Below are 2,422 nucleotides of genomic sequence, written 5' to 3'. Positions count from 1 at the left end.
AAAAGCAGCTCAACTTAAAGCTCAATATGGACAAGACGTCCCAGTATCACTTGAAAATGATCCTGAGTTTTTAAAGATTGCAAACCAACAGCTTGAAAGACTACAAAAGCAATATGATGAAACCTTAGCAGAAGCAAAAGCTCAACTTGAAGCAGCACTAGCATAAAAGATACTGCTACATGGGAAAATAAACATGTAGCAGTTTTTTTATTTTTCAACGAATTCTCTTTTCAATTTAAAATATCAGAGACAGTAATATTATGCAGCTATTTCTCTTGTAAGCAAGTCTTCATGAGTTAATTCAAAAAAGATTGTGTTTTCATTTATTCCTTGCATTAATTTTAATTTCTTCAAATGCCTTACATATAATATATAGACTTATTTGTATGAAATTATATTTAAAGAAAATTGCCAATCATAAATTAACAGTGCAAAATATCCATATGCTTATCACTCTAAGCTTGGCTTTCAAGAACAATTATTACACATATTATCTTCTTTAATTTCCACATTAAAAAAATATCAACTAAAATCTCTAATGTTTTTGTTTTTGAAAATACTTTAGTCTTCACAGGATTTCTTTCCTTTAAGTTCTTTTCATTTTCTATCTTTTTCTCCTTTTTTATTTCTACTTATAACAGAAGTAAAATGTAGAAAAAAAACTAAAAGCTATTAATGCAGAGAGAAAGATTACATTCTCTCTGCTAAAGAAATTTATATACTTTGTAACTCTATATTTATTTTAAATAATACATAACAAGTTACAATAAAAGTAATTAAATCAGATATTGGCATTGAATATAAAACACCATCAAGCATAAACCAATAAGGAAGTAATAAAGCAAATCCTACACCAAATACTACTTCTCTAATCACTGAAAGAATTGTAGACTCCAAAACCTTTCCCATACCCTGCAAGCAGATAAATGCTGCCTTATTAATACATGCAAATATGATTAATGCTAAATATATTCTAAATGCTTTTACAGCATATTCTTTGTAATAAATACTTTCTGTTGAAGCACCAAATAGATTGATAATCGATGACGGAAAGAACTCGACCAAAATAAAAGCAATTATCCCTACTATTGTTTCACAAATCAAAAGAAGCTGTAACGCTTTTACTACCCTATCTTTCAATTTAGCTCCCATATTAAAACCAATTATTGGAATACAACCAGCAATTAACCCTACAACAACAGAAATTACAATTTGAAAGAATTTCATTACTATACCTACAACAGCCATAGGTATCTGTGTTAATTCTTGATTAGAAAAAAATAGGATCTAGAATACTATATTTCATAATCATGTTGTTAATTGCCATCATTGCAAAAACTAAAGATATTTGAGATAAAAAACTAGTTAATCCAGAACTTAAAGTTTTATTAGCTTGGCTAATATCTATAATAAAATCTTTTAACCTTACAGTTAAGTTTTTCATGTTGCATAAATACCAAAGAGATAATAATGCAGTAACACATTGTCCAATTATCGTTGCAAGGGCTGCATCCATCATTCCCCATTTAAAGATGAAGATAAAGATAGGATCTAAAATAATATTAGTTATTGCTCCCATTAAAATAGATATCATTGCAAATTTAGGATTTCCATCTGCTCTAATAATTGGGTTCATAGCTTGGCCGAACATGTAAAATGGGATTCCCAAAGCTATATAAAATAAATATTCCTTTGCATAAATAAATGTTTTTTCATTAACATTTCCTCCAAACATGATTACTAGCCTATCATAAAATAAAATATATATAGCCATTAGCACAATCGAACTAATTATCGTAATTGATACAGCACTTCCTACACTCTTTAAAGCTTTATCTTTTTCCTTTAATCCAAGTAACCTACTAGCATATGCACATGCACCATCACCACACATTACAGCTATTGCTAAAGCTACGATAGTTAGAGGGAAAACTGCTGTATTTGCAGCATTACCAAATGAACCTAAATATGATGCATTTGCAATAAACATTTGATCTACAATATTATAAAGTGCACCAACTAAAAGAGATATCACACATGGAAGACCATATCTAAATATTAACTTTCCTACTTTCTCTTTTCCCAAATCCTGAATTGAATTATTCATTAAAACCTCTAAAAAAAAATGCCCATCAGAGCAACTGGACTTACTCTGATGAGGCACGTTGTAATATAGTTTTTACATCAAAAACAATTTTTGGTCAAAATAGAAAAGTTAAAAAAGATCCCTTGTTTCCAAGGGACCCTATAGTAAACATTTTAGTAATATTAGTTATTAGCTTTCCATGTTTCCCAAGCTTTCTGTACTCTAGCTGCGCCCTGGCTAGGTGTGCATCCGCCAAGACCAATTTCCTGAAGTACTACGTTGATTTCATTGTATACATCAGAATGGAGAACGCCGTCGATAACAGGAGTTGTTGTG

General features: G+C 30.1%; 2 protein-coding genes. Both read right to left on the bottom strand.

Annotated elements, in window-relative coordinates; genetic code table 11:
- Positions 1-714: 714 nt before the first annotated feature.
- Positions 715-1,227: an MATE family efflux transporter gene (locus SOY52_RS10215; protein ID WP_414429611.1), complete on the bottom strand. Its 513-nt coding sequence runs from the start codon at positions 1,225-1,227 to the stop codon at positions 715-717.
- Between the two features lie 43 nt (positions 1,228-1,270).
- A complete protein-coding gene (locus tag SOY52_RS10210; RefSeq protein ID WP_320848849.1) occupies positions 1,271-2,107 on the bottom strand; it encodes an MATE family efflux transporter in 837 nt (278 codons plus the stop codon).
- Between the last annotated feature and the right edge of the window lie 315 nt (positions 2,108-2,422).

This window comes from Bullifex sp., from assembly GCF_034103065.1.
Classification (GTDB): domain Bacteria; phylum Spirochaetota; class Spirochaetia; order Sphaerochaetales; family Sphaerochaetaceae; genus Bullifex.
The sequence above is the reverse complement of the archived record's forward strand: the minus strand, read 5'-3'. Positions and strand labels throughout refer to the sequence as shown.